The organism is Dactylosporangium sp. NPDC000555 (assembly GCF_040300025.1).
GTDB lineage: Bacteria > Actinomycetota > Actinomycetes > Mycobacteriales > Micromonosporaceae > Dactylosporangium.
The window spans coordinates 1-22,565 of sequence record NZ_JBEPDB010000020.1 but is presented as its reverse complement, the minus strand read 5'-3'; the positions used below and the strand labels follow the sequence as shown (position 1 = coordinate 22,565).

At 72.2% G+C, this 22,565-nt stretch carries 19 protein-coding genes and 1 riboswitch; of the genes, 8 read left to right on the top strand and 11 right to left on the bottom strand.

Features of this window, described 5'->3' with window-relative positions:
• Positions 1–227 precede the first annotated feature (227 nt).
• Complete coding sequence (locus ABT297_RS15255; protein WP_350549163.1) at positions 228–932, bottom strand: Crp/Fnr family transcriptional regulator; 705 nt, start codon at positions 930–932, stop codon at positions 228–230.
• An 83-nt stretch (positions 933–1,015) separates the two neighbouring features.
• Between ABT297_RS15255 and ABT297_RS15250 the strand changes: the two genes are divergently transcribed.
• Positions 1,016–1,699, top strand: coding sequence for a TetR/AcrR family transcriptional regulator (locus tag ABT297_RS15250; RefSeq protein ID WP_350549161.1), 684 nt, complete (start codon positions 1,016–1,018; stop codon positions 1,697–1,699).
• Positions 1,700–1,834: 135 nt separating this feature from the next.
• Here the strand turns inward: ABT297_RS15250 and ABT297_RS15245 are convergent, their stop codons facing one another.
• Complete coding sequence (locus ABT297_RS15245) at positions 1,835–2,389, bottom strand: hypothetical protein (protein WP_350549159.1); 555 nt, start codon at positions 2,387–2,389, stop codon at positions 1,835–1,837.
• 101 nt (positions 2,390–2,490) lie between these two features.
• Between ABT297_RS15245 and ABT297_RS15240 the strand changes: the two genes are divergently transcribed.
• Positions 2,491–2,634, top strand: coding sequence for a hypothetical protein (locus ABT297_RS15240; RefSeq protein ID WP_350549157.1), 144 nt, complete (start codon positions 2,491–2,493; stop codon positions 2,632–2,634).
• Between the two features lie 49 nt (positions 2,635–2,683).
• On the opposite strand, the gene ABT297_RS15235 is transcribed toward ABT297_RS15240, so the two are convergent.
• Genes ABT297_RS15235 through ABT297_RS15225 form a run of 3 tightly spaced genes read right to left on the bottom strand, consistent with a single transcriptional unit; the run spans position 2,684 to position 5,963 of the window.
• Entirely contained in the window at positions 2,684–4,195 is a 1,512-nt protein-coding gene (locus ABT297_RS15235) for a precorrin-2 C(20)-methyltransferase (protein WP_350549155.1), read from the bottom strand.
• A complete protein-coding gene (locus ABT297_RS15230; protein WP_350549153.1) occupies positions 4,192–4,833 on the bottom strand; it encodes a precorrin-8X methylmutase in 642 nt (213 codons plus the stop codon). Before ABT297_RS15230 ends, ABT297_RS15235 begins: the two co-directional genes overlap by 4 nt.
• A complete protein-coding gene (locus ABT297_RS15225; protein WP_350549151.1) occupies positions 4,830–5,963 on the bottom strand; it encodes a ferredoxin-like domain-containing protein in 1,134 nt (377 codons plus the stop codon). Before ABT297_RS15225 ends, ABT297_RS15230 begins: the two co-directional genes overlap by 4 nt.
• A gap of 77 nt (positions 5,964–6,040) precedes the next feature.
• A riboswitch (cobalamin riboswitch) is annotated at positions 6,041–6,220 on the top strand.
• A 59-nt stretch (positions 6,221–6,279) separates the two neighbouring features.
• On the opposite strand from ABT297_RS15225, the gene cobN reads away from it, so the two are divergent.
• The gene (gene cobN / locus ABT297_RS15220) at positions 6,280–9,861 is read left to right on the top strand and encodes a cobaltochelatase subunit CobN (RefSeq protein WP_350549149.1); all 3,582 of its coding nucleotides are present in this window, start codon (positions 6,280–6,282) and stop codon (positions 9,859–9,861) included.
• A gap of 3 nt (positions 9,862–9,864) precedes the next feature.
• Here cobN and ABT297_RS15215 read toward each other — a convergent pair whose 3' ends face one another.
• A complete protein-coding gene (locus tag ABT297_RS15215; protein ID WP_350549147.1) occupies positions 9,865–10,176 on the bottom strand; it encodes a hypothetical protein in 312 nt (103 codons plus the stop codon).
• Positions 10,158–10,667: a class I SAM-dependent methyltransferase gene (locus ABT297_RS15210; RefSeq protein ID WP_350549145.1), complete on the bottom strand. Its 510-nt coding sequence runs from the start codon at positions 10,665–10,667 to the stop codon at positions 10,158–10,160. Before ABT297_RS15210 ends, ABT297_RS15215 begins: the two co-directional genes overlap by 19 nt.
• Before the next feature lie 52 nt (positions 10,668–10,719).
• On the opposite strand from ABT297_RS15210, the gene ABT297_RS15205 reads away from it, so the two are divergent.
• Both ABT297_RS15205 and ABT297_RS15200 read left to right on the top strand, forming a co-directional pair.
• Complete coding sequence (locus tag ABT297_RS15205; protein WP_350549143.1) at positions 10,720–11,310, top strand: TetR family transcriptional regulator; 591 nt, start codon at positions 10,720–10,722, stop codon at positions 11,308–11,310.
• 164 nt (positions 11,311–11,474) lie between these two features.
• A complete protein-coding gene (locus ABT297_RS15200) occupies positions 11,475–12,308 on the top strand; it encodes a hypothetical protein (RefSeq protein ID WP_350549141.1) in 834 nt (277 codons plus the stop codon).
• Positions 12,309–12,584: 276 nt separating this feature from the next.
• Here the strand turns inward: ABT297_RS15200 and ABT297_RS15195 are convergent, their stop codons facing one another.
• The 4 genes from ABT297_RS15195 to ABT297_RS15180 are packed head-to-tail and all read right to left on the bottom strand — an operon-like array spanning position 12,585 to position 18,842.
• Positions 12,585–13,421, bottom strand: coding sequence for a PHP domain-containing protein (locus tag ABT297_RS15195; RefSeq protein WP_350549139.1), 837 nt, complete (start codon positions 13,419–13,421; stop codon positions 12,585–12,587).
• Between the two features lie 13 nt (positions 13,422–13,434).
• Positions 13,435–14,271, bottom strand: a complete 837-nt coding sequence (locus ABT297_RS15190; protein ID WP_350549137.1) for a methyltransferase domain-containing protein — start codon at positions 14,269–14,271, stop codon at positions 13,435–13,437.
• A gap of 45 nt (positions 14,272–14,316) precedes the next feature.
• A complete protein-coding gene (locus tag ABT297_RS15185) occupies positions 14,317–14,484 on the bottom strand; it encodes a hypothetical protein (protein WP_350549135.1) in 168 nt (55 codons plus the stop codon).
• A 50-nt stretch (positions 14,485–14,534) separates the two neighbouring features.
• Complete coding sequence (locus ABT297_RS15180) at positions 14,535–18,842, bottom strand: discoidin domain-containing protein (RefSeq protein ID WP_350549133.1); 4,308 nt, start codon at positions 18,840–18,842, stop codon at positions 14,535–14,537.
• A gap of 787 nt (positions 18,843–19,629) precedes the next feature.
• Between ABT297_RS15180 and ABT297_RS15175 the strand changes: the two genes are divergently transcribed.
• From ABT297_RS15175 to ABT297_RS15165, 3 genes are all read left to right on the top strand, one after another.
• Positions 19,630–20,907, top strand: a complete 1,278-nt coding sequence (locus ABT297_RS15175; RefSeq protein ID WP_350549131.1) for an ROK family protein — start codon at positions 19,630–19,632, stop codon at positions 20,905–20,907.
• A gap of 64 nt (positions 20,908–20,971) precedes the next feature.
• Positions 20,972–21,601: an alpha-ketoglutarate-dependent dioxygenase AlkB gene (locus tag ABT297_RS15170; RefSeq protein WP_350549129.1), complete on the top strand. Its 630-nt coding sequence runs from the start codon at positions 20,972–20,974 to the stop codon at positions 21,599–21,601.
• Positions 21,602–21,675: 74 nt separating this feature from the next.
• Positions 21,676–22,056, top strand: a complete 381-nt coding sequence (locus tag ABT297_RS15165) for an STAS domain-containing protein (RefSeq protein WP_350549127.1) — start codon at positions 21,676–21,678, stop codon at positions 22,054–22,056.
• The last annotated feature ends 509 nt before the right edge of the window (positions 22,057–22,565 follow it).

Genomic DNA, 22,565 nt, shown 5'->3' with positions numbered 1-22,565 from the left:
GCGGCGCATCGAGGCTGCTCGTCCTCGCCGCCGGTCGTGCTCAGCCACATCGCGGCCCGCACCGCCACGATCCGGCTCTTCACCGTCGGCAAGGGGTCCGCCCGACATCATGTTCGCCATGGTCACGGAGTGAAAATGTACAAAAAGCAGCGCGTTCACTCCGTGATCATGGCGACGTGACCGAGTGGGACCGGGAAGCCGGATCGGCAAACGGCACGGCGCTGACGTCAGCGGCGGCGCTTGTGCTGGGCGCGGCGGGCCAGCGGGGCGTCGTCGAGGATGACGATGCACTTGTTCTCCAGCCGGACCCAGCCGCGGCTCGCGTACTGCGCCAGGACCTTGTTCACCGACTCCCGGGACGCGCCGACGAACTGGGCCAGCTCGGTCTGGGTGAGATCGTGCACGACCCGCGTCGCGCCGTCCTCGACCACGCCGAACTGGTTGGCGAGCTGGATGAGCTGGCCGGCGACCCGGCCGGGAACGTCGGTGAACAGCCGGTCGTGGACGGTGGCCCGGTTGCCGCGGATCCGGCGGGCGACGACCTGCAGCAGCTGCTCGGCGACGTGCGGGCGCTGGGCGATCCAGCGGTACAGCGCGGTCTTATGCAGCCGGGCCAGCCGCGCGCCGGACACGACCGTCGCGGTGGTGACCCGCGGGCCGCCGTCGAGCAGCTCGATCTCGCCGAACTGGTCCGACGGGCCGAGCAGCGCCAGCAGCCCTTCGCGACCGTCGTGGGAGCGGCGGCTGAGCTTCACCTTGCCGTCCAGCAGGACGTAGAGGTAGTCGGCGGTCTCGCCCTCGCGGAACAGCACCGTGCGGCGCGGTGCGTGGACGATCTCGAAATCACGCTCGAGCGACTCGGCCTCGTCCGGGTCGGTGTACTCGAACAGCTCGGCCGTGCGCACGAGCTCGGGTGAATATGTCGGTGACATGGGCCCTCCCGGAGCGGCGCGGTACCAAGTACCGTTATGACGGTACTAGATCCCATGGCGGCGAGGCAACAGCCTGTCCGGAGATGCGCGAGGATGGCATGGTGACCGGAATCCCCGTACGAGAGCGCTTGGTCGACGCGGCGTTGGACCTGTTCGACGAGCGCGGCTACGAGCAGACGACCGCCGATGAGATCGCCGACCGCGCGGGCGTCGGCCGCACGACGCTGTTCCGGCACTACCGGTCCAAGGAGGACGTGATCTTCCCGGACCACGACCGGCTCGTCGCGGCCGTACGCGAGCGCCTGGCCACCTCCAGCGCCGAGACGGCGCTCGTCGCGGTGACCGACGCGGTGCGGCTGGTGCTGCTGCGCTACGTCGAGGAGGGCGACCGCGCCCGGCGCCGCTACGCGCTGACCAGCCGGGTGGCCGCCCTGCGCGACCGGGAGATCGCCAGCGTCGCGCGCTACCAGCGGCTCTTCCGCGAGTTCATCGCCGAGTGGATGGGCCCGGCACCGGGTGCGGCGCTGCGCGCCGAGCTGATGGCCGCCGCCGTGGTCTCGGCGCACAACCACGTCCTGCGCCGCTGGCTGCGCCGCGACGCCGCGGACCCGGCCGCCGAGCTGGACGCGGCCATGGCCCAGGTCGTCTCGCTGTTCACCCGCCCGGACGAGCCGGCCGGCGGCGGCTCCACGGTCGTCGTGTTGCGCGACCACCACGATCCCGAGTACGTCGCGGCCACCATCCGCCGGGTTCTGACTCAGCCCTGACGTAGTGCCGACGGACCGAACAGGCAATCCGCCCCAATGCCGCGGCGGGCCTCGATCTCGAGGCACGAGGGCAACGAACTCTGTGTCAACCCAGTTGGACGAATGCAGCCGATCTCGGCGTCTCCAGCCGGAGGGTCAGCCCCGCTTGGCGACCAGCAGCGAGGTGGACCAGAGGACGACGGCGGCCGGGAAGCCGACCACCGCACGAACGGCACCGTTGCTCGCATCGTAAGCGAATGCGACGATCCCGGCCACGGCTGCGAGCATCATCAGCGTGCCGGTGAGCCAGTAGACGGACACGTCGAACACCTTGGCCAGCGGCAGGAAGTGCAGGCCCACGATCAGGCCGACGATCGGCCAGAGCAGCGCCGGCTGTCCCGCCCGCACCACCACGAAGACCGACGCGACGATCAGCACCCACTGGGCCGCGTTGACCGCGGTGAAGACCGAGCGGCTGTTCGGCGAGACGCGTCGCGGCCGTCCGGACGGCGAACCCGCCCGCAGGCGCCGGGCCGTCCACCAGGTCGCACCGGCCAGTGCCGCGGCGGCCATGATCAGGAGCGCGGTGAGGGCCGCGGGTGCGCTCAGCCCGGTGACCGCGATCACCGACCAGGACAGCCCGAAGACGACCATGATCAGCACACCCTGAGCGAGTCCGTCCCGATTGTTTTCTGACACATCGGCCGACATGAGTGGACCCTACCGCAACCCGGGAAACTCCGGCGAATCGGTTCTCGCGTGGTGCGGGCCGCGGCGGCGTCCGAGGAAGACATTCCGAAACGGTTTGATCCATGTCGATAGTGATCCAGGGGCGTCAATCGGAACAACCGCCGTCGGCCGCGCTTGCCGCCGGCGTGCGGCGGCTGGACGCCGGCCTGCTCGCCGCGGCCACCGCACTGACCGACGAGAAGTACCTGGACCAGGCGCGCGAGTAGGGCATCGAGCCGGCTCGCGGAACGGTTCGGTTGACCAGGATTCCTGGCCTCAGGCGGGGTAGCGGCGCGGGGTCCAGACCACCGGCGTCTCGCCGCCGCGGTCCTGCAACCTTGTCTGCGACGAGCCGAAGATGAGCAGAGTCCGCATGTCCACCTCGGCCGGGTCGAGGTCGGCGAGGCGCACCACGCGGACCGACTCGGCCGGGCCGCCGACGTCGCGGCCGAGCACGACCGGGGTGTCGGCGGCGCGGTGGCGCAGCAGCAGTTCCTTCGCGGCCTCCACCTGCCAGGTGCGCGTGCGCGAGCCCGGGTTGTAGACCGCGATGACCAGGTCGGCGCGGGCCGCGGCCTCCAGGCGGGCGGAGATGACGTCCCACGGCTTGAGCCGGTCGGACAGCGACAGCACGCAGAAGTCGTGGCCCAGCGGAGCGCCGGCCCGGCTCGCCACCGCCTGCGCGGCGGTCAGGCCCGGCAGGACCCGCACCGGCACGTCCTTCCAGCGCGGCTCGGCCGCCACCTCCAGCACGGCGGCGGCCATCGCGAAGACGCCCGGGTCGCCCGAGGAGACCACCGCGACCCGGCGGCCCTCCTTGGCCAGCGCCAGCGCGAACTCGGCGCGCTCGGCCTCGACGCGGTTGTCGGAGGCGTGCCGGCGCTGCCGCGGGTTGTCCGGGACCCGCGCCAGATAGGGGCCGTAGCCGACGAGGTCCTCGGCGGCGGCGAGCGCGGCCTGTGCCTCCGGGGTGAGCCAGTCGCGGCCGGCGGGCCCCAGTCCGACCACCACGACCTCGCCCTGAGCCGGCGCGGGGGCGGCCTCGGCGAGCGCGGCCGCGGTCTCCTCGTGCACGCGCGAGGGCAGCAGGGCCAGGGAGAAGTACGGCACCGTCGCCGGGTCCACCTCGGCCAGCGGGGCGGTGCGCTCGCCGGTGGTGGTGGCGCGCTCGACGTACCAGGCGTCGCCGAGCCGGCCGGCGCGCTCGAGCGCCTCGCGGACCCGGCCGAACGTGCGGCCCAGCTTCAGCACCGCGGCGGAGTCGGTGGCGGCCAGGCGCTCGGCGAGCTCGTCGGTGGGCAGCGTGCCGGGCAGCACGGTGAGGATCTCGTCGCGCTCGACGAGCGGGCGGCCCAGCGCGGCCGACGCGCCGGACACGGACGTGACGCCGGGGACGACCTCGGTGGGGTACCGCCGGCAGAGCCGCTTGTGCATGTGCATGTACGACCCGTAGAAGAGCGGGTCGCCCTCGCACAGCACCACCACGTCGCGGCCGGCGTCGAGGTGCGCGGCGAGGCGGGCCGCCCAGGCGTCGTAGTGCTCCTCGATCACGCCGCGGTAGTCGGGGGTGTCCTCGGTCGTCACCGGGTAGACGAGGGCCTCCTCGATCTGGTCCGCGCGCAGGTAGGGCGCGGCGATCGAGCGGGCGATGCTGCGCCCGTGCCGGGCGCTGTGATAGGCGACGACCGGCGCGGCGGCGATGAGCCGGACGGCCTTGACCGTCACGAGTTCCGGGTCGCCGGGGCCCAGACCGACACCGAAGAGCCTGCCGCTGTCCACCGTGGTCATTCCTTCTCGTCCGCGATCGCGTTGACGGCGGCGGCCGTCATCGCGCTGCCGCCCCGGCGGCCGTGCACCACCAGGTGTTCCAGCCCGGAGCCGGCCAGGGCTGCCTTCGACTCGGCGGCGCCGATGAACCCGACCGGGATGCCCAGCACCGCGGCCGGTGTGCCCGCGCCCTCGGCGACCAGTTCGAGCAGCCGGAACAGGGCGGTGGGCGCGTTGCCGATGGCGACGACGGCGCCGTCGATGCGGCCGCGCCACAGTTCGAGGGCCGCCGCGCTGCGCGTGGTGCCCAGCCGCTCCGCCAGCTCCGGTACGGCCGGATCGCGCAGCGTGCACACCACGTCGTTGTCCCGGGGCAGCCGCGCGCGGGTCACCCCCGACGCGACCATCTCGGCGTCGCACAGGATCGGCGCCCCGCCCCGCAGCGCCGCGCGCGCGGCCGCGACGACACCGGGGGAGTGGCCGACGTCGGCGGGCAGGTCGACCATGCCGCAGGCGTGGATCATCCGGACCGTCACCTGCGCCACGTCGGCGGGCAGCGCGGACAGGTCGGCCTCGGCCCGGATCGTGGCGAACGAGCGCCGGTAGATCTCGGCGCCGTCGCGGATGTACTCGGTCGTCAGGTCGCTGCGCCGCGTCATACGACCGCGCTCCGGTACCCGCCGGGCGTCGCCAGCATCTCCACGTGCCTTCCTCTCGGCGCGCCGCAGCGCCGTTCGCAGCCGACCCAGTGCACCGGCACCGCGCCGGGCTCCCGCGCGCCGGCGGCGGCCACGGCGGCCCGGGCGTCCGAGCGGACGTCGGCGAGCGCCTTGGCACAGCCCGGCCGCCCGGCGCACGCCGTGACCCCGGCCCACGGCGAGGCGGGGTCGGCGGTGAGCCCGGTGGCGGCCAGTCCGGCGACGGTCGGGTCAGCTTCTTCCATCGGTACCGCGGGAACGACGACGGTCCGCCAGGGCGTGACGATCATCTCCTTCGCCGCGCCCGCGAGCGCCGCCGACTGGGCGCCCGTGAGAAGCCCGAGCGGCGCGACCACGACCACGGCGGCGCCCCCGCCGGCCTGGGCGATCAGCCCCGGTTCGACGGGGTTCGCGCGATTGGTCCCGTCGGCCGTGAGCGCGGTGCCCAGCCGGGCCGCGACCCGCGCCGGGCCGTCCTCGAGCTCCGCGAGCCGCCAGGCCCGGGAGCCCTGCGCGGCCCGCTCCGCCAGGAAGGCCAGGGCGGCCCGGACCAGCAGCTCGGCCCCGCCGGAGGCGCTGGTCGGGGCGCCGGCCAGCACCAGCCTCGAGCCGTGCAGCCCCACGTCGCCGAGCAGCGGGGTCACGTCGCCGCGGCCGTCGTCGATCGTGGCCAGGAACCGGCCGGGCAGTCCGGCCAGCTCCGGCGTGGCGCACAGCCGCTCGTCGAACTCGCGCACGACCGGCCGCACGTCCAGCTCGCCGCGCCCGTCGACGCCGCTCAGCGGGCTGGCGACGATGTTGCGCACCCGTTCGTGCGTCGCCGAGGGCAGCAGGCCGGCGTCGCTCAGCCGCGCCCCGAGCTCGTGCTCCGCGCCCGGCCGCAGCGCCCTGACCTGCACATTGCCGCGCGAGGTGAGCTCCAGCGCCGGATCGCCCAGCTCCGCGGCGGCCGCGCGCAGCACCTCCAGCCGCGTGGCGGTGAGCCGCCCGCCGGGCAGGCGGATGCGCGCGAGCCCGCCGTCGGCGGCCTCGTGCACCTGCACGGCGCCGGGGCACCGGTCCGGGGCGTCACGTCCACTGGCAGCCTGCACGGCCGGATACTACCTGCGCTTGACGCGGCGCAGGCTCGTCGCGCAGAGTTGGGCCTGCTGTACCACGGCGACGTGTGGAGGAACCCGGTGCGAATCCGGGACGGTCCCGCCACTGTGACCGGGGAGCGAACCTCCAGCGAAGACGGCCACCGGATGCCTTGTCCGGGAAGCGCCTGGTCTGGGCGGCCTTCGCGAAGCTCGCGGGCCAGACTGGGCGTAGTTTGGGGGCGAGCGCCGATCCGGGAGCCAGGAGACTCTCCGCCGCCGGACCCATCCCGACCGACTTGGGGCGCGGACCCCGAGGGAGGACCCCGGCGTGATCCTGCTGCTGTCGACGTCCGACACCGACCTGCTCAGTGCCCGTGCCAGCGGCGCGGACTACCGGCTGGCCAACCCCTCCCGGACCGCGGTCGAGGACCTGCCCGGGCTCGCCGGCGGCGCCGACCTCGTCGTCGTGCGTTTCCTCGGCGCGTACCGCGACTGGCAGGACGGCCTCGACACGCTCCTGGCCACCGGCCTGCCCGTGGTGATCCTCGGCGGCGAGCAGGCCCCCGACGCCGAGCTGATGAGCCACTCCACGGTGCCGGCCGGTCTCGCCGCGCAGGCCCATGCCTACCTGGCCTTCGGCGGCCCGGCCAACCTCGCCGAGCTGCACCGGTTCCTCTGCGACACCGTCCTGCTGACCGGCCACGGCTTCGCCGCGCCGGTGGAGACCCCGGCCTGGGGCGTGCTGGAGCGCCCGGGCCGTCCAACTCCAGCCGGCGGTCCCGAGCCGGACGGCCCGACGGTCGCGGTCGTCTACTACCGCGCGCACCACGTGGCCGGAAACACCGCGTTCGTCGAGCGCCTCTGCGAGGCGATCGAGGCCGAGGGCGCCCGCGCGCTGCCGGTCTTCGCCGCCTCGCTGCGCACCGCCCCGCCGGAGCTGCTCGACACGCTGCGGCGGGCCGACGCGCTGGTGGTGACCGTGCTCGCGGCCGGCGGCACCCGCCCGGCCGACGCCCAGGCCGGCGGTGAGGACGAGGCGTGGGACGTCGGCGCGCTCGCCGCCCTCGACGTGCCGATCCTGCAGGGCCTGTGCCTGACCAGCAGCCGCGACGGCTGGCTCGAGCTCGACGACGGGCTCTCGCCGCTGGACACCGCGACCCAGGTGGCGATCCCGGAGTTCGACGGGCGGCTCATCACGGTGCCGTTCTCGTTCAAGGAGATCGACGAGGACGGCCTCACTGTCTACGTCGCCGACCCCGAGCGCGCCGGCCGCGTCGCCGGGATCGCCGTCGCGCACGCCCGCCTGCGCGGCCTGCCCGCCGCGGACAAGCGCGTCGTGATCATGCTCAGCGCGTATCCGACGAAGCATTCGCGCATCGGCAACGCCGTCGGCCTGGACACGCCGGCCAGCGTCGTGCGGCTGCTCGAGGCGATGGCGCGGCAGGGGTACGACCTGGGGGAGGGCTTCCCCGCCGACGGCGACGCGCTGATTCACGAGCTCATCGCCGCGGGCGGCCAGGACGTCAACTGGCTGACCGAGGAGCAGCTGCGGGGCAATCCGGTGCGCATCTCCGCCGAGCGGTACGCCGCCTGGTTCGCCACCCTCCCCGAGGACCTGCGCGCCGGGATCGAGCGGCACTGGGGCCCGGCCCCCGGCGAGCTGTTCGTCGACCCCGCCACCGGCGACATCGTCCTGGCCGCCCTGCGCCGCGGCAACGTCGTCGTCATGGTCCAGCCGCCGCGCGGCTTCGGCGAGAACCCGGTCGCCATCTACCACGACCCCGACCTGCCGCCGAGCCACCACTACCTGGCCGCGTACCGCTGGCTCGCGGACCCGTCCGAGGCCGGTTTCGCAGCGCACGCCGTCGTGCACGTCGGCAAGCACGGCAACCTCGAGTGGCTGCCGGGCAAGACCGTCGGCATGTCCGCCGGGTGCGGCGCCGACGCGGCGCTGGGCAACCTGCCGCTGATCTACCCGTTCCTGGTCAACGACCCGGGCGAGGGCACCCAGGCCAAGCGCCGCGCGCACGCCACGCTCGTGGACCACCTGGTGCCGCCGATGGCCCGCGCCGACACCTACGGCGACATCGCCCGCCTGGAGCAGCTCCTCGACGAGCACGCCACGATCGCCGCGCTCGACCCGGCGAAGCTCCCCGCGATCCGGGCCCAGATCTGGACGCTGATCCAGGCCGCCCGCCTCGACCACGACCTCGGCCTCGCCGACCGGCCGCACGACGCCGAGTTCGACGACTTCCTGCTGCACGTCGACGGCTGGCTGTGCGAGGTCAAGGACGTGCAGATCCGCGACGGCCTGCACGTGCTGGGCCAGGCGCCGACCGGCGAGGCGCGCGTCGACCTGGTGCTGGCGATGCTGCGCGCCCGGCAGATGTGGGGCGGCCAGGTCGCCGCGCTGCCCGGCCTGCGCGAGGCGCTCGGCCTGTCCGAGTCCTCGACGGACCGCACGGCGGTCGACGCGACCGAGGCGCGGGCGCGGGAGCTGGTCGCCGCGATGGAGGCCCGCAATTGGGATGTATCTGAGATGTCTGATATTTCGGATAACCCAGAAGTGGTACGAGTGCTGCGCTTCGCCGCCGAGGAGATCGTGCCGCGGCTGGCGCGCACCACCGACGAGCTGACGATGGTGCTGCACGCGCTCGACGGTGGATACGTGCCGGCCGGCCCGAGCGGATCGCCGCTGCGCGGCCTGATCAACGTGCTGCCGACCGGCCGCAACTTCTACTCCGTCGACCCGAAGGCGGTGCCGAGCCGGCTGGCGTGGGAGACGGGCCAGGCGATGGCCGAGTCGCTGCTCTCGCGGTACAGGACGGATCACGGCGAATGGCCGAAGTCCGTCGGCCTGTCCATGTGGGGCACCAGCGCCATGCGCACCGCGGGCGACGACATCGCCGAGGCGCTCGCGCTGCTGGGCGTCCGCCCGGTCTGGGACGAGGCGTCCCGTCGCGTCACCCGCCTCGAGCTCATCGGCCTCGCCGAGCTGGGCCGCCCGCGCATCGACGTGACCATGCGCATCAGCGGCTTCTTCCGCGACGCCTTCCCACACGTGGTGGCGCTGCTCGACGACGCGGTCCGGCTCGCCGCGAGCGCCGAGGAGCCCGCCGAGGACAACTACGTGCGTGCGCACGTGCACGCCGATCTGGCCGGGCACGGCGACGAGCGGCGCGCCACGCTGCGCGTCTTCGGCTCCAAGCCCGGTGCGTACGGCGCTGGCATCCTCCCGCTCATCGACAGCCGCAACTGGCGCGACGACCGGGACCTCGCCGAGGTCTACGCCGTGTGGGGCGGTTACGCATACGGCCGCGGCGTCGACGGCGTCGAGGCGCGCACGGACATGGAGGGCGCGTACCGCAGGATCAGCGTCGCGGTGAAGAACACCGACACCCGCGAGCACGACATCGCCGACTCCGACGACTACTTCCAGTACCACGGCGGCATGGTCGCCACGGTCCGCGCCCTGACCGGCCGGGCGCCCGCCGCCTACGTCGGCGACAGCACCAACCCCGACGCCGTGCGCACCCGCACGCTGAGCGAGGAGACCGCCCGGGTCTTCCGGGCCCGCGTGGTCAACCCCCGCTGGCTGGCCGCGATGCGCCGGCACGGCTACAAGGGCGCGTTCGAGCTCGCCGCGACGGTCGACTACCTCTTCGGCTTCGACGCCACCGCCGGCGTCGTGGCCGACTGGATGTACGAGAAGCTGGCCGAGTCCTATGTCTTCGACCCGGACAACCACAAGTTTCTCACCGAGTCCAACCCGTGGGCGCTGCACGGCATCGCCGAGCGCCTGCTGGAGGCGGCCGACCGCGGCATGTGGGAGCACCCGGAGCCGGCCACGCTGGACGCGCTGCGCGAGGTCTACCTGCAGACCGAGGGCGACCTCGAGGACGACGCCTGACGGTCAGGCCCGCGCCGCGGTGACGGCGACGGTGGTGTACCGCATGGTGAAGGCGCCGCCCGCCGCGTCGAGGACGGCGCCGAAGCCCGCGAGGATCTCGGCCAGGGTGTCCGGCGGCAGCCAGTTCGCGGCGCCGGAGGTCGGCACCTGGTCGAGCCACTCGTCGCGCGTGTACTCGCGCTGCCACGGGAAGCGCCAGTCCTCCGGCTCGCCGAACGCGCCGCCGGCCCGGATCGCCTCCGCGGGCTTGGCGGCGAGCTTCGCGTAGTCGTCCCCGCCGAACGACCAGCGGTGCATCATCGGCAGGTCGGGCACGACCAGGCGGCAGACCGCGGCGAAGCCCTCGGCCAGGTCGGGCGGGGGCTCGAACGCGCGTTCCAGAACAGCGCCAGCCGGCCGCCGGGCCGCAGCACCGCCGCCGTCTTCGCCGCGCCCGCGACCGGGTTCACCCAGTGCCAGGCCTGGCCGGCGACGAGGGCGTCGAACGTGCGGCCGGCCGGCTCCCACGCCTCGATGGTGGCCACCTCGACGTCGAGCCCGCGCCGGCGGGCCTCCTCGGCCATGCGCGGATCGGGGTCGATGCCGAGCACCGTGCAGCCGGCCGCCTGGAACCGGCGCGCGACGATGCCGGTGCCGCAGCCGACGTCGAGGACGCTGCGGCCGGGGCTCGCGGCGACGACCCGCTCGATCAGGGCGTCCGGGTAGCTTGGCCGGGCCCGGTCGTAGCGCTCGGTGTCCGCCCCGAAGGACTCGGCTACCGTTCGGAGTCGATGGGGCTCGGGTTCGGGCGATGACGGAGTGGGCATGCGCCCACGCTAGTGGGCAAGTGCCCACTCTGCAACGGGAAGGGGCGCCTTCGTGCCGACGGGCATCGCCATCCGCGACGTGCGCGAGCAGCTGTTCGACGCCGCCGATCGCATCCTGCTGCGCGACGGGCCGAGCGGGCTGACCAGCCGCGCGGTCACCACCGAGGCGGGCTGCGCCAAGGGCGTGCTGCACCGGCACTTCGAGGACTTCGACGCCTTCCTGGCGCAGTTCGTGCTCGATCGCGTCGACCGGATGGACGCCCAGGCCGCCGCCCTGCGCGGCGCGGCCGGCACCGGCACCGTCGCGGACAACCTCAGCGGCGCGCTCGCCGCCGTGTTCGGCTCGGTCGCCGTGGCGATCGTCGCCCTCGTCACCTTCCGCGACGAGCTGCGCGCGCGGCTGCGCGAGACCTGGCCGGCCGGCGTCCCGGTGCTCACCGAGGCCGCCGTCATGTTCGGCGCGTACCTCGCCGCGGAGCGCGACCTGGGCCGCGTCGCCGCGGACGCCGACGTCGACACGCTCGGCGCCATGCTGGTCGGCTCCGGCCACCTGCTCTACGCCGACCGCACCGGCACGCCCCCGACCCCCGACGCCGTGCGCCGGGTCGTCGACACCGTCCTGGTCGGCGCCCTGCGGGCGTAAGCCGGCAGGGCCCATCACCGTCCGAACCATCGGGTTCGTGGCGATTTGTAGATCACCGAGACGCAATCACGCAAGCACCTTACGTAACATTCGCATCTTGCGTAACACCAGAGGCTCCTCCCGCACTTCTTTGCAGTCCGCTGCATCCATTCGGAGGATCCTTCGTGTTAGTTCGACCCCTCGTCTTAGCCACCGTCCCGGCCGCCGCGGCCGTGCTGCTTTTCGCCGGCACCGCGTCCGCGGCGGTCTCGCGTCCGCTGCACTCGCCGCACCGCAACACCACGGCCGCGGGCTTCAAAGGAGAACACAAATGCGACCAGATTCCGGTCGCTAACCGCGGCGCCGGGCGGGACGGCTTCGTGTTCGTACTGCCTAAAAACGACGCCGTGTTCGTCAACCTGAACCTGTCGTTCCGCGACACGGGCGGCAACACCGTCCCGATCACCATCCCGAATGAGCTCGACGCCTACCCTGACGGCATCACCACCAACGGTGCCAGCAAGGCCTGGATCGTCGTGCCGTCCGGCTGGACGCTGCTGGACGGCAGCGCCCTGGTGAGCAACGACAAGACGAAGGCCGACTTCTTCAACCTCTCCCACACCTGTGTGGGCGGCGCCGCCAGCCCGTCGCCGTCGAAGTCGCCGTCGAAGTCGCCATCCGCCTCGCCGTCGACCTCGAGCTCGACGTCCACGTCGCCGTCCGCCTCGGAAAGCACCTCGGAAAGCCCCTCGGCCAGTCCTTCAACGAGTGGTTCGGGCACCCCGGAGGCCAGCACTGAGCCCTCGCAGACCCCGAGCCCGTCCGACAGCGCCTCCACGCCGGTCGGCGGCGGTGGCGGCGGTGGCCTGCCGGTGACCGGCGTCGCGGTGGGTGGCACGGCGCTGGCCGGCGCCGCGCTCGTTGCCGGCGGCGTCGCCCTGCTCGCGGTCCGGCGGCGCCGGGCACAGCTCGCGTTCGTCGCGGACCCGGACGCCCACCCGTCTGCCGACGGAAAGTAATCGCCCGACCGTCCACGGACACTTGAGCTGATCTGTTCCAGGCTCCGCTCGCGCGGTGCCGTCCCGCCCGGGACGGCACCGCGCGTCGTTTGCGTACCGGTGCTTTATCGCAGCCGTCGCGGTGCGTGTGGGATTGGTCGGCGGTGGCGCGGGTGTCAGCGTTCCTGGGCAGACCGAGTTCACGTTTGATGGTGTTGGAAGACCTGCGCCACCCACTGACCTGGCCGAGCCGCCGCTACGAACGCTGGTGAGTTCCCCGCTTGGCTGGACTCATGGTCAGCGGATCCAGTGGTCGTAGGGGTGCCGGCCCGGTCGGAAACCGGTGGACTCGGCCAGGGAGGCAGCCTCGGCGAAACCGGCCGCCACCATGTCCGGGCGGTGGGCGTCGCTGCCGAAGCTCACCGCCGTGCCGCCCGCCTCGCGCCACCAGCGCAGCAGGTCCGGCTCCAGGGTCCGGCGCGTGTTGACCTCCAGGGCGCGCCCGGTGCCGGCCAGGACGCGCAGCACCTCGCGGACCTCGTCCTCGAAGTCGGCGAGGCGGAACTCGTAGCCGGCGGGGAGGTAGCGCACCGGGTAGTCGAGGTGCGTCAGCGTCGAGAAGTCGCCGCACGTCTCGATCATGCGGATCGTCTCGGCGAAGTAGTCGCGCAGGACCTCGGGGACGCCGCGCAGCGCGTACTCGTCCTCGACCAGGCGGTGCCGGCCGTCGACGCTGAGCGAGTGCAGCGAGCCGATGACGCGCTCGAACGGGGCGCCGGCGAGCAGCGCCGCGGCCTGCTCGGCGAACCAGTGCGGCTCACCGAGCTCGACGCCGGTGATGATCTTCAGGGTGGGGTACTTCGCGCGGCACCGGTCGACAGCCTCCAGGTATCCGGCCACGTCCAGCGGCGGCGGCGCCAGGTGCGTGGGGTCGGCGAGGTGGCGGGCCATGCGCTCCGGCAGCAGCGCCGCGTCGACGGTCCAGGACACGAAGTCGGTGTGCTCGGTGAACGCGATCGCCGGCAGTCCGAGCTCGACCGCCCGGGCGCACGAGCCGTCCATGTCCCCGGCCGTGGTGTCCCACGAGAACTGGGTGTGGGTGTGCAGGTCGGGGGGCAACTGATCTCGGCTCACGGCGAGCATGGTGTCACGCCCGGAACCCGTCGGCCACGGTAGGGCGTGCTGACGAACGGGCTGTTGGACGGGCCAGGATCTCGCCGTGCAGGATGGACAGCCATCCGTCACCGTCGGCGGCCCAGCGCCGCCAGCCGTCGGCGAGGCGGTCCAGCTCCTCCTGCGGTACACCGGCGTCCAGAGCCTGCCGGGCCATCGCCGAGGTGCGCACCCGGTCCGCCCACATGCCGCCCCACCAGGCGCGGTCCTCGTCGTCGGCGAAGCACCAGGTGTTCGACGTGGCGGTGACCTCGGCGAAGCCGGCCTCGCGGGCCCAGGCCAGCAGCCGCCGCCCGGCGTCGGGCTCGCCGCCGTTGGCGCGGGCCATCCGCTGGTACAGCGCCATCCAGTCGTCCAGCTCCGGCACCCGCGGATACCACACGAACCCGGCGTAGTCGCTGTCGCGCGCGGCCACGTAGCCGCCAGGCTTGCACACCCGGTGCATCTCGCGCAGCGCCAGCACCGGGTCGGCGACGTGCTGCAGCACCTGGTGGGCGTGTACCACGCAGAACGTGTCGTCGGGGAACGGCAGCGCGTGCACGTCGCCCAGCACGACCTCGGCGTTGCCGATGCCGGCCAGCCCGTCGCGGGCCACGCCGACCGCCTCCTCGGTGACCTCCAGCGCGGTCACGTGGGCCACCCGGGCGGCCAGGTCACGGGTGATCGTCGCCGGCCCGGCCCCGACGTCCAGGACCCTCATGTCGCCGTTGAGCACCGGCAGCAGGTAGGCGGCGGAGTTCTCGGCGGTGCGCCAGCGGTGGGAGCGCAGGACCGACTCGTGGTGTCCATGGGTGTAGACGTTGGATGGCATGTCTCGGACTGTAGTATTTGATTCTCATAATTCGGTACGACAATCTCATTTTCCGGGATCGCCACCTGGGTCGCGGTGTCCGGCGGCGAGCGCGCCGACGTCCCACGCCTCTTCCTCGCCGCCGGCCTGGGCGTCGGCCGGGCGGATGCCGCCGGCCGCGAGCACGGTCACCACCAGCGCGTCGGCCCGCCGAAGCGTGTCCTTGGGCCGCAACGGCGACGGCCGCCGGGCGGGTGCCCGGCGGCCGTCTGAGTTGGTGCGGGTTACGGGTTGATGATGAGCGTGAACGTGCTGGTCCTGTTGCGGATGTTCTCCGCGTTGTTGGAGAAGGTGAGGTTGTTGAACGTCGCCGAGCCGACGGCCGGGCCCTGACCGGGCTCGGGCATCTCGTTGACCCAGATGCCGATGCCGGACTTCGCGTCGTACGCGTCACCGCTGCGCTTCGCGCCACTGATGCTCACGTTGGTGAACACCGTGTCGGTGACCGGGTTCTCGGGCGAGTTGCCGGTGTACTTCGTCTGGAACATGATGCCGGAGTACGTCGGGTCGACGATGTCCACATCGGACACCCGGATGCCACGGAACTGCTTCGAGGCGGAGAAGACCCAGATCGCGCCGAACGCCTGGTTGCCCCAGAAGTGACCGCCGTCGCGCACCAGCGAGACGTTCTGGATGTTCGTCGGCGTCGACCCTGGGCCGAACCCGACGAACGGGTAGCCGAAGTCCAGCGAGCTGAGCGTGATGCCGGAGTACGTCAGCATGTCCGCGATGTACAGGTTGCGGAACGTGTTGTTGTACCCGCCGTAGACCGCGAGGCCGGCCGCCCGCCACGTGAGCGTCGCGGACAGGTTCTCCCACAGGTTGTCGTGGTTGCCCACCGAGCCGCCGCCGTCGGTCGCGGAGAACAGCGCGAACGAGTCGTCACCCGTGGTGCGGGCGTCGATGTTGTTCAGGTGGGTGTTGGTCGTGTCGTTGGTGAAGTTGATGCCGTCCGCGTACGTGTTACGGATGCGGCTGTTGCTGATGTTGATGTTGTTGTTGTGCACGCCCCAGTACATGCAGACGGTGTGCTCGACCCAGACGTTGTCGATCGTCAGGTTCTGGTTGTCCTTGAGCTCGCCCCAGACCTTGCCGGGCCCGTCGATGCGCTCGACGTAGTTGCCGAAGAACGACAGGTTCTTGAAGGTGGAGCCGTTCGCCGAGGTCTCGACCCGGAAGCCCGCGTCGGTGTTCTGCTGGTCCTGCGGCGTGAAGAACTTCGTGTACCACGGCCCGGCCCCGACGATCTGCAGTGCCTTGCCGCCGATGTTGAACTTCTCGTTGGTGATGTACGTGCCCGCCGGCAGGTAGACGCCGAGGGCCGTGGTGCTCTGCCGCGCGCTGTCGATCGCGTTCTGCACGTCCTTCTGCGCGAAGCCGGCCGGCGTGATGTACTTGGCCGGGTCCGGGTTCGCGATCGGGGAGACCTGCTCCAGGTTGATGAAGTCGATCGCGAACGTGCCGCTGTTGGCGGCGTCCTTCTGCAGCTTGATCGTGTGTCCGGCCGGCACCGTGTTGTCGAGCAGGATGTTGGCCTCGTCGTAGATGTGCCGCGGGCCGCTGCCGGGGGTGTTGGTCGGCGACGCCTCGTTGCCGTACTGCCACGCGAACTTCGACGTCAGCGAGATCGACTTGGCGAAGGTCCCGTCGACGTAGATGTTGAGCGTCGAGCTGGTGCCGTCCGGGATCGAGAACCGGGTCACCAGCGTGTTGGTGCTGGCCCGGGTCGTCCACTGCACGTACGAGCCCGTCGAGTTCAGCGTGACGGCCTTGCGGCCGGACGCCTCGCCCGCAATGGTGCCGATGTCACGGCTCGGCCCGACGACCTGCGCGCCGCCGCCGACGGTGCCGTCCTCGGCCTCGTACATGTCGTACGGCATGTTCGCGCCGCGGCCGACGAACAGCGGGTTGTCGCTGGTGTTGTTGCCCTGCTTGATCGGCAGCTCGTTGGTGTCCGCGGCGAGCACGGTGCGCACGGTGTACTTGCCGTTGACCGCCGCCCACGTGCCGAGCGTGATCACCGGCGAGCTGGCGCCCGCGGCGATCGTGCCGGTGTAGGAGCCGGTGAGGGTCTTGACCGTCGCGCCCGTCGAGCTGAGCAGGGTGAGCGTCACGCCGTGCGCACCAGAGCCCGAGGCCTGAGTGCCCTGGTTCTTGATGACCACGGTGAACGTGACGTTGTTGCCCGCGGACGGGTTGTTCGGCGACCAGGCCACCGGCGAGGCGATCAGGTCGGAGCTCTGTACCGGCGCCACCACCAGGCTGGTGGGGCTGGTGAACGAGTTGTTGGTCGTGTCCGACTCGATGACCGAGTTGTCCTCGTTGACCTTCGCGCTCACCGTGTACGTGCCCGCGGTGCGTGGGCCGATGTTCGCGGTGAACGTGTTCTGCGCGCCGGCGGCCAGGGCCGTCACGTTGGCGGTACCGGCCTTGACGGTGCCCTGCGGCGTGGTGAGGTAGAAGTTGACGTTCGTCGCGCCGGACGCGGCGTTGCCGGCGTTCTTCACCGTCGCGGTCAGGCTGACCGAGTCGGTCTCCACCGGCGACGCGGGCGCCGCGGTGAGGGCGGTGATCAGCAGGTCGGGGTTCGGCGCCGGGGTGCCGAAGACCTGGAACTCGGCGATCTGGCCCGACGGGGCCCCGGTGTTGGAGTTGATCTTCAGCTGAACGTCGGCGACGCGGGCGGAGACGGTGATGTCCACCGAGTTGCCGGTCGCCGGATCCCAGCGGTAGTCCGCCGCCGATACCAGGTTGGTGAACGAGGTCGCGCTCTGCTCACGGCCGAGGACCTGCAGGTTCTGGGTCCGGGCGCCCCACCCGGCGCTGGGGTCGAGCTTGAGCGTGATCTTGGAGATGTCGTGGTTGGCGCCCAGTTTGAGGGTCAGGGTCGCCGGGAAGCCGGCCGCGCCCTCCCAGTAGGTGGTGGCGCTGTTGTCGTTGGCGTTGGACGGCACGAACGTGAAGACCGAGCCGCTGGCCTCGATCTGCTTGCCCAGCGCCACGTTGGTGCCCGGCGGCGGGTTGCCCGTGCCGGTGCGGGTGACGGTGTTGCTCGCCGCGGAGGCGTTGCCGGCAGCGTCGCGGGCCTTCACGTAGTACGACACCGTGGCCGAGTCCGGCTGGTTGTCCGTGTAGGTCAGCACGTTGCCCGCGACGCTGGAGCGCAGCGAGTTGTTGGCGTAGATGTCGTACCCGGCGATCGTGCCGCTGTTGTCGGTGGAGGCGGTCCAGGTGAGCTTGATCTGCCCGCTGGCGGGCTGGGTGTAGGCGAGGTTGCCGGGCGCGGTCGGCGGCTGGGTGTCCGGGGTGGTGCCGGTGCGGGTCACCGTGTTGCTCGCCGGCGACTGGTTGCCGGCGGCGTCGCGCGCCTTGACGTAGTAGCTGACCGTGGCCGAGTCGGGCTGGCTGTCGGTGTACGTCAGCACGTTGCCGGCCACGCTGGTGACCAGCGAGTTGTTGGCGTAGACGTCGTACCCGGCGATCGAGCCGCTGTTGTCGGTGGAGGCGGTCCAGGTGAGCTTGATCTGCCCGCTGGCCGGCTGGGTGTAGGCGAGGTTGCCCGGCGCGGTCGGCGGCTGGGTGTCACCCGTCGACGGGCCGTAGACCTCCAGCTCGGAGATCTGCGCCGCCGTCCAGCCGGTGTTGGCCGTGATGTTGACCCGGATGTAGCGGGCCGTGGTCTGGGTGAACGGGATGGTCACCGTGTTGTTGCTGCCGGGAGCGAAGTTGTACCCCGCGGAGGCGACGATGTCGGCGAAGGAGGTGCCGGTGGTGCTGGTCTGCACCGAGAGCGTCTCGGTGCGGGCCCCCCACGAGGCGGGCAGCTTCAGCACGACCGAGCTGACCGGCACCGCCGCGCCCAGGTCGACCTGCAGCCACTGCGGGAAGACGTTGTTCGTGCCCTCCCAGTAGCTGTTCTGGTTGCCGTCGCCCGCGTTGGCGGCCGCGAACTGGCCGTTGACACTGCTCGAGCTGAACGACTTGCCGGCGGCCAGGTTGGTGCTGGAGCCGGTGGACACGCCGTAGATCTCGAACTCGGAGATCTGCGCGGCCGGCCAGCCGGTGTTGGCGGTGAAGTTCAGCCGGACGTACCTGGTGTTCGTGGCGTTGAAGCTGATGTTGACCGTGTTGTGCGTGGCCGGGTTGAACACGTAGCCGGCCGAGCCGAGGATCGTGCTGTAGCCGGTGCCGTCGTTGCTGCCGGAGATCGACAGCGTCTGCGTCCGGGTCTGCCACGAGCTGAGGTCAGGCAGCTTCAGGACGATCTGGTCGATGTTCTTGGCGCTGCCCAGGTCGATCTGCGCCCACTGGGGCCAGGCGTTGTTGGCGCTCTCCCAGTAGGTGCCCTGGTTGCCGTCGTTGATGTTGCCGATGCCGTTCGCGCCGTTGTTGCTGCTGGAGGTGGCGGGGCGGCCGCTGGCGAGGTTGGGGCCGCCGGCGGCCTGCGCCGGCAGCGTCTGCGCCGTCACCGCGACAAGGGTGGCCGCGGCGAACACCGCGAGCACCCTTCGCATCACGAGCCTTCTGCTCATCGGGTTCCTTCGTCGTGTCATCTCATGCGTCGAAGCGGGGTGGTGGTGCGGAGGCGTGGCGACGCGTGCGGACGGACGGTGACTCGACCTGCGACCCGCGATGACGGGATTGGACGCATCGGGCGAAGCTTTGGCGGGGGTCGGCGTCGGTTCGCCGGACGGCTTCCCGCACGGTGGCGGCGGGGTTTGGCGGTGCGGTCCGGCGGGTACGGTCCTGTGCGGTGGCGGCCACATGAAGACGGTCGATGGCGGTCGGGTTCTTACACCGGCCGCGCGGGTGGTGCGCGACCGTGGGGCTGCAGGTGCCGCTGCACGGTGGTCGGCCTCTCCGTAGGCGGGGCGGTTGGCGATCGAGCCGGTTGGCGGTGCGGCTGTGATCGAGTTGCGGAGAGCAGCGTAAGTCTGTCGAGCGCTTGTATGAATCTTGCACTGTGTTGCGCCAAATGTTGCAGACTTGCCACCGGCTCGTCAACGGTCTGGGCGTTTTGAGTCGTCAGGACAGTGACGCCGGTCTTTGGTCGTGTGACATCCCGTGGGGTTGCCGCGTTGGATCGTGCGCGGCTGTTGTGGACTCGCGCGGCCCACCACCGAAACGTTCGTGATTCGTTGCCCGCAGGTCTGGTGTTACCGGGATGTTTCGTGGTTGATTCGTCGGACGGACCGACGAATAGGGCGCGCCGATGCGGCTGACTCGCGGACGTTGTCGGAGCGGCCGGCCGGACTTTCGTCGGATCGCGAAAAAGGTGTCAATGCCGCTGCGGACGGCGCGGCGCCGGGGAGGGCTGCGATGGTGAACAAGGAGCGCGCCGGGGCCGGGTCCGCCGAGGAGCCGACCGACCAGCTCGCCCTGCGTCGGGCCAACCTGACCCGCACGCTGCGGCACATCCGCGCCAACGGGCCGCGCTCGCGGGCCGCGATCGCCGCGGCCACCGGCCTGCACAAGGCGACGGTGTCCAGCCTGGTCGACGAGCTGCTCGCCCGGCGGCTGGTCCGTGAGATCGGCGCCGAGTATTCCGGCGGGGCCGGGCGGCCCGGGCGCGGGATCGCGCTGAGCCCCGACATCGGCGCCGTCGGCATCGAGATCAACGTCGACTATCTCGCCGTGCACGGCAGCGACCTGACCGGCCGCACCGTCATCGAGAAGCGGATCAGCTTCGACGCCATGCACCGCGACGTGGAGCGCTGCCTCGACGACCTGACCGAGGCCGCCCGGCGCTCCCTGGCGGAGCTGGTGCGCCGCGGGGTGACCCCCGTCGGGCTCACCGTCGCGGTGCCCGGCCTCGTCGACGTGGCGCGCGGGGTGGTCGTGCTCGCGCCCAACCTGGGCTGGCGGGACGTGCCGGTCGCAGCCCGGCTCGCGCACGGGCTCGCGCCGGGACTGTGGATCGGCGTGGACAACGACGCCAACCTGGCCGCGCTCGCGGAGTACACCTGGGGCGTCGCGGCCGGGACCGACGACCTGGTCTACCTCACCGGCGAGGTCGGCGTCGGCGGCGGCGTCATCGTCAACGGCCGGCTGCTGCGCGGCGCCGACGGCTTCTCCGGCGAGGTCGGCCACCTGCCCGTCGAGCCCGGCGGCGACCCCTGCGGCTGCGGCCGGGTCGGCTGCTGGGAGACGAAGGTCGGCCTCGCCGAGCTGGTCCGCCGGGCCACCCCCGACGCCGCGTACGGACCCGGCGACGGCCCGATCCCCGACCCGCAGGAGCGCATCGCCGAGATCTCCCGCCGCCTCGCCGCCGACGACCGCAACGTCGCCGACGCCGTCGCCGAGGTGGGCCGCTGGCTCGGCCACGGCGGCGCCATCCTGGTCAACCTGTTCAACCCGCGGGTGATCGTGCTCGGCGGATACTTCGCCGAGCTCGCCGACCACCTCATCCCGTCGGCGCAGGCCAACCTAGCCCGGCTCGCGGTCGCCTCCACGGCCGCGCGCTGCCACTTCGTCGCCTCGCACCTGGGCTTCACGGCGGCCGCCCGCGGCGGGGCCGGCGTCGTCGTCGAGCGCATGATCGAGGACCCGACCGCCGTGTCGCTGCCCGCACCGCCCCGGCTCGCCGGCGTCCGCTGAGCGCCTTTCGCCGAATCGCGTGTTCGGTCGTACGCCTGTTCGAATTCGGGGTAGACTTCCAGGCATGATTGACCTCGCGTACCAGCCGTCGATGTTCGACGTCGCGGGCCCCTCCCTGGGGTCGCTCACCGGCCAGGTCACGCGCCATCACCTCAGCCGCGGGGCCTGGGTCGATCACCTGCCAGGCTGGGTGCTCGGCTCCGACTCGATCCTGCAGACCCTGCTGCACGAGGTCGACTGGCGCGCCGAGCGCCGCAAGATGTATGACGGCGTGGTCGACGTGCCGCGCCTGCTGCGGTGGTATGCGGCCGAGGAGACCCTGCCGCACCCGCTGCTCACCGAGGCGCGGCGCCGCCTGACCGCCCACTACGTCGAGGAGCTCGGCGAACCGTTCATGACCGCCGGCATGTGCCTCTATCGCGACGGCCGCGACAGCGTCGCCTGGCACGGCGACACGATCGGGCGCGGGGCGCGGTTCGACACCATGGTCGCGATCGTGTCGTTCGGCTCGCCACGCACGCTGCTGCTGCGGCCGCGCGGCGGCGGCGACAGCGTCCGGTTCCCGCTCGGGCACGGGGATCTGATCGTGATGGGCGGCTCGTGCCAGCGGACGTGGGAGCACGCGATCCCGAAGACGGCTCGTCCGGTGGGTCCCCGGGTCAGCGTGCAGTTCCGGCCGGCCGGGGTGGCCTAGGTGTAGTCGTTGGGTGACTCGGCGGGTGAGTGCCCGTATCGTGGGAGCGGCTCGGATCCTGGAAGGTGAGCCGGATGAGTCCCGCCGATCGTTTCGCCGTGTTTCCGGAGTTGCACATCACCGTCGAGCCGTTGCCCGGCCAGGCGCTGCGCGTGCGGGCCGCGGGGGAGGTGACGGTCGAGAACGTCGCACAGCTGCGCAGCGTGCTGTTCCGGGCCATCGACGACGTGCGGGCGCGGGCCGTCGAGGTCGACTTCGAGCTCGTGACGTTCATCGACTCGACCGCGATCGGCAAGCTCGTCTCGGCGCGGGCGCACGCGATCGGCAGCGGCAGCGACCTCTGGATCGTGAACCCCAGCCCGGGCGTGCGGCGGGTGCTGAGCCTGCTCGGGCTGCTGGAGACCCTGAGCACGCCCACCGGCACGAGGGGCTGGGCACCGCCGAAGTCCGCCTGAGCCGCCCGGCCGTGCGCGAGCCGCATGCAGCGCCCGGCTGCCAACCGCGCGGCGGTCGACGGTCAGGCGACTGCTGGTCGTATGGCGCCTGGACGTCAGCCGCACGCGGCACCCGCATACCGCACGCGGATCCGAGCCACGCGGGGCGACCGGGCATCGGCGGCCGTCAGCCATGCGGCGCTCGCTGCGTCCGGGTGTCAGACGCGCGCGGCGGCCGGGCCAGTCGCCGTGCAGCGCCTGGACACCAGGCGGCCGTCGGCCGCACGGCACCCGGGCCGGGCCGGGCCGGGCCGCGCGTAGCGCTCGCGCGTCCTTCGCGCGTTGCGTCCGGGCCAGGTCGCGCGCAGCGCTCGCGCGTCATCCGCACGTTGTGTCTGGGTGTCAGACGCGAGCGGCGGCCGGGCCAGTCGCCGTGCAGCGCCTGGACACCAGGCGGCCGTCGGCCGCACGGCACCCGGGCCGGGCCGGGCCGCGCGTAGCGCTCGCGCGTCCTTCGCGCGTTGCGGCCG